This window comes from Thermodesulfobacteriota bacterium, assembly GCA_040756475.1.
GTDB lineage: Bacteria > Desulfobacterota > Deferrisomatia > Deferrisomatales > JACRMM01 > JBFLZB01.
The window spans coordinates 1-4495 of the sequence record JBFLZB010000270.1; the positions used below are offsets into that span (position 1 = coordinate 1).

The 4495-nt window shown below is 74.2% G+C and carries 5 protein-coding genes; 2 read left to right on the plus strand and 3 right to left on the minus strand.

The window, feature by feature from the left end:
* Both AB1578_22175 and AB1578_22180 read left to right on the plus strand, forming a co-directional pair.
* Positions 1-465, plus strand: a 465-nt coding sequence (locus AB1578_22175) for a sodium:calcium antiporter (protein ID MEW6490606.1), incomplete at its 5' end; no start/stop codon positions are given.
* A gap of 8 nt (positions 466-473) precedes the next feature.
* Positions 474-1028, plus strand: a complete 555-nt coding sequence (locus AB1578_22180; GenBank protein ID MEW6490607.1) for a hypothetical protein — start codon at positions 474-476, stop codon at positions 1026-1028.
* Between the two features lie 281 nt (positions 1029-1309).
* Here AB1578_22180 and AB1578_22185 read toward each other — a convergent pair whose 3' ends face one another.
* The 3 genes from AB1578_22185 to AB1578_22195 all read right to left on the minus strand — a co-directional run.
* Complete coding sequence (locus tag AB1578_22185) at positions 1310-2086, minus strand: RDD family protein (protein MEW6490608.1); 777 nt, start codon at positions 2084-2086, stop codon at positions 1310-1312.
* Positions 2083-3228 (minus strand): stage II sporulation protein M, encoded by a 1146-nt coding sequence (locus AB1578_22190; GenBank protein MEW6490609.1) that lies wholly within the window; start codon positions 3226-3228, stop codon positions 2083-2085. The genes AB1578_22185 and AB1578_22190 overlap by 4 nt, the downstream gene beginning before the upstream one ends.
* The coding region (locus AB1578_22195; GenBank protein ID MEW6490610.1) for a DUF58 domain-containing protein at positions 3225-4495 on the minus strand (1271 nt) is incomplete at its 5' end. The genes AB1578_22195 and AB1578_22190, both read right to left, overlap by 4 nt.

Consider the following 4495-nt stretch of genomic DNA (forward strand, 5'->3'; position numbering starts at 1 on the left):
GCCTGCGCCCCGCCCTCGGGAAGGGCGTGGCTCCGGGTCATCGGGGGGCTCGCCCTCCTGGTGGTCGGCGGGCGGGCCGTAGTGGCCGGCGCCGTGGAGCTGGCCGCCCACTGGGGGCTGAGCGAAGCACTGATCGCCCTCACCATCGTCTCTGCCGGCACTTCCCTCCCCGAGCTCGCCACCTCGGCGGTGGCCGCGTGGCGGAGGAACGCCGACATCGCCGTGGGCAACGTGGTGGGCTCCAACATCTTCAACGTCTTCTTCATTCTGGGGGCCAGCGCCGTCATCCGGCCGCTCCCCTTCGCCCCGGAGCGGTCCGCGGACGTGGCCGTTACCGTCGCGGCGAGCCTCCTCCTCTTTCTCGCCGCATTCACGGGCCGCCGCCACCGACTCGACCGGTGGGAGGCAGGCGTCTTTCTCTCCTGCTACGCCGGGTACCTCGGGTATCTGGCCGTCCGGGGATGAGCTGGGCCGTGGCGACCGAGCGCGAGCCGGTAACGGGGCGCAGGTGGGTGTGGGGGGCGGTGGCCCTTTTGGTGCTCGCCGCCGACTACGCGACCGGTCCTCGGATCCACTTCCCCATCCTCTACGTCTTGCCGGTCGCCCTGGCCGCCCGCGGCGGCAGCCGCACAGCCGGGCTCTTGCTCGCGGCGGCGATGCCGCTGGCGCGGCTGGCGTTTCTCGGTCCCTGGGGCGTGCCGTGGCGGGCTGGAGAGGAGGCGGCCAACGCGGCTGTGACCTTCCTCGTGCTGGGAGGCTTCGCGTACCTCGCCCACGCCAACGCGCTGCAGACCCGGGCCCTCAGGCGGGAGGTCAAGGTGCTGCGCGGGCTCTTGCCGATCTGCTCGTTCTGCAAGAAGATCCGGGACGGCGAGGGCGCCTGGCAGCCCCTGGAACGCTTCATCGGCGAGCGCTCCGAGGCCGAGTTCACCCACGGCGTGTGCCCGGAGTGCATCGAGGAGCACTACGGGCAGCACCTGCGAAGCGGCCGCGCCCGAGACCCGAAGGGGCGTGCGCAAGATCCGTAGGCGTGCCCACGCCGCCCGCGGACGCCCCTCGCCCCTACCCTCTTCCACGGGGGGAGAGGGTGGAGACGGTGCGTCATCCCCTGTCCCCTGGCCCGATCGAAATCGATATCGCTATCGGTATCGCTGTCGCTGTCGCTATCGGTACCGGGGTCGATTCCGATACCGATACCGATTTGGATGTGAGAGGGGCGGGTGTGGGCGCGTGTTCTGCTTCGTCCTGTGCCCCTCGAAGCTGGCGAGTCTTCCCCGATTGTCGGTCGCCTATGGTGGGTGGGGGGGGGCTAGCCGCCGGGGCGGGGCAGAGCGGGGCGAAAGAGGATGTCCACGGCGTTTCGCACGTACTGCTCGCCGGTGAGGCCCCGGACGGTCTCGGGGGGGAAGGGGGCGGCTTCCCCGAGCCGCTCCGCGAGCTCGGCGAACAGGGCGACCCGGACGGAGGGCTCCAGGCCGTCGCGGCGCAGGAGAGCTCGCAGCGCAAGGGCCGCCAGGGCGGGGTCGGCGTTCTGGCGCAGCCGGGCGGCCAGGTGGGGGTGATCCCGGAAGGAGTTGTACCGCTGGCCCACCGCCTGGTCCAGGTCGGGCTCGGCCACGGGGGGCTGGCGCACCACCGCGGTGCCGGCCGCCAGATCCCCCAGCCGTTGCGCCCGGCGGCTCAGCAGGCAAGCGGCTCCCCCCAGCAGGTAGTAGGCGGGGAACATGTCCAGGGGGCGCAGGAGGTTTCGCGCGGCGATCTGGCTGAAGCGCACCCGAAGCCCCTCCTGGTCCACCACCCGCAGGTGGAACAGGCGCTTCCCCACGGTCTGCCCCCGCCACGTCCACTCCAGGGCCATGCCGTAGCCCAGGGAGAGGGCGAAGTAGGCCAGGATTGCCGCAGCCCCGGCCAGATCGGGGCTGGCGAGCCCGAGCAGTGCCAGGGCGGCGCCCACCGCGCCCGACGCCACCGAGATGCACCCAAAATCCACCGCCCAGGCCAGACACCGGGCCGCGGGGCTCGCCAGGGGCAGGGAGAAGGTGACCCCTTCGGGGGTGCGCACGGTGAGGGCGCCGGCGCGGCTCACGGGCCGTCCCTCCCCCAGCGTGGTCGGCTCGCCTGCTCGGGGTCTGCCCGCCTGTGGGAGCGGCCTCGGCCGCCAACGCCCCGCGCCCCGTACAACCCGGCCGAACGGTTCGCGGGCGAGCCCGCTCCCACCCGGGCGGCAGGGTCGGCTCCGGATTCCCGGCCCGAGAGCCCCAGGAAGAGGGCCAGGGCGCCGAGCTCTGCCACGCCCAGGGCGATCTTGGCCCCGTAGGGGAGCACGGGCTCGTGGATCTGGGAGAGGGTGGCCTCCACGATGCCCGCCCAGACCAGGAGCAGAGCCGCCCCGCCTCCCAGGGTGAGCAGGCTGCCCCGAACCCGGCGCAGGCGTTGGGCCCGGGGGGTGCGATCCCCCCACCCCAGCAGGGCGCCCGCCAACACCAGGCCCGCCTGGCCAGCGATGAGAATGGCAGGGATCTCCACGGTCCCGTGGGGCAGGAGCCAGCCCAGGAGGAAGGCCCCCTCCCCGGCCGCCAGGTAGTCCAGGGCAACGGCGCCCAGGATGGCGCCGTTGTAGAAGAGCAGGAGCAGCGTGCCGGCTCCCCAGGTGATCCCCAGCGCCAGGACGAAGAGCGAGACCTGGGTGTTGTGGGTCATGAGCTGAGAGGAGAAGGAGGCCCGGTAGCCCCGCAGGCGGTCCTCGCCCCCCGACTCTTCCCAGGCGACCCGCTCGGAGGGATGCACCTGGAGGTGGGCGAAGGGCAGGAGCACCTCCCGGGCGCCGGGGTCCAGGGAGAGGGCAGCCGCTCCGAAGGCGGCCCCGCCTGCCGTGACGGCCGCCGCCAGCCCGAAGGCCGCCAGGTGCCGGCGGAAGGCCCGGGGGAAGGTGCCGGTGAGCCAGGCCCAGGGGCGCAGGGGCGCCCGGCGGCGGGTCTCGTAGATCTCCGCGTAGGCTCTCGCCACCAGGGATTCGAGGTAGCGGCGGGTCTCGGGCTCGGCCGCGGCGCCCCCCCCTGCAAGGCGGGAGAGGTCGGCCGCCGCGCCCTGGTAGAGGCGGTGGAGCTCCCGGGCCCGGTCCAGGTCCAGCGCCCGGTGGGGGTCCCGGTCCAGCCCCTCGAGCACGGCCTCGAGGCGGGACCACCGGGGACGGCCCTCGGTCACGAAGCGGGGGAGGTCGACGATCACAGGAGCTGCCTCTGCTTGACGGCGAGGTACTGGGTCACCAGCGCGCCGGCCAGGTGCTCGTCTTCCAGCAGAGCAAAGCCGACCCCCCGGGCCCGCAGGGTCAGGCGCACGCCCGCCAGGTCGGCCCAGCGCAGGTGTCCGGCCAGGTGCCGATACAGGTCGCCGGGGTCCGCGGCCTCGGGCTCGGAAAAGAGAGGGGCCACGCCGGGGGGGCGCAGGCCGGCCACCAGCACCAGGTGCCGGCGTGCCACCCTCTCCACGGCCCGCACGAAGCTCTCTGCCACTGCGGGGTCGTCGAGGCTCGTGAGGAAGACCAGGAGCGCGCGCCGCCGCAGACGGCCGTCCAGGGCGGCGAAGACTTCACCGAAGTCCGGGGCGGCGTCCTCGGGCTCCACGGCGAAAAGGGCGTCGCGGCAGGCGCCGTAGTGGGCCTTGCCGGCCCGGGCCCCGAGGAAGCGCAATACCCGGTCGCTGAAGACCGCTACGCCGAAGCGGTCCCCCTGGCGCTCGGCGGCCAGGCCCAGCACGAGGGCGGCGGCCACGTACCGGTCCAGCAGGGTGGCCTTCGGGCGCCCCCCGGCGCCTTCGGGCTCTTCCCCGGATGCGCCCCCCGCGGCAGCCCGGGTGCTCAGGCGGCCGGCGTCGAGGATGACGTAGACCTCCTGGGTGCGCTCCACCTGGAACACCTTGGTGATGGGGTGCCCCCGGCGGGCCGTGGCCTTCCAGTGGAGGTCCTGGGTGGCGTCCCCGGGCACGTACTCCCGCAGCTTCTCGAACTCGCGACCCTGGCCCACCTGGCGCTGGGCGTGGACTCCCAGCCCTCCCCGGCGCAGGAAGAGGGCCGCGAGCTGCCGCCGTTCCCGGGAAAGGTCCGGGTAGACCCGCACCTCCGCGCAGAGGGGGTAGGTGCGCCGGGCCTCCCAGAACCCCAGGGGCGAGGACTCCTCCACGTGGCACCGCTCCAGGGCGTAGTGCCCGCGCCGGGAGGGGGCGCAGGGGACGTCGAGGCGCGACACCCCTGTCTCCGGCGGCAGGTGGGCGTCCAGGGGGGCAGAAGGGGACCCCACCGCCGGGGGCAGGTCGGGCAGACAGCGCACGCGCCGACTCCGCCCCGCGGTGCTGTGAAGCCGAAGGTACAGGCCCCGCGGCCGCGCCGCGCTCAGGCGGACCACTCCCGGGGCCTCCACGCCCAGGGTGCCCAGGCGCCGGCGGGCCCACAGGGCGTCCAGGGCTGCGGCCAGGAGGAAGGCCGCCGCCAGGAGCCCGG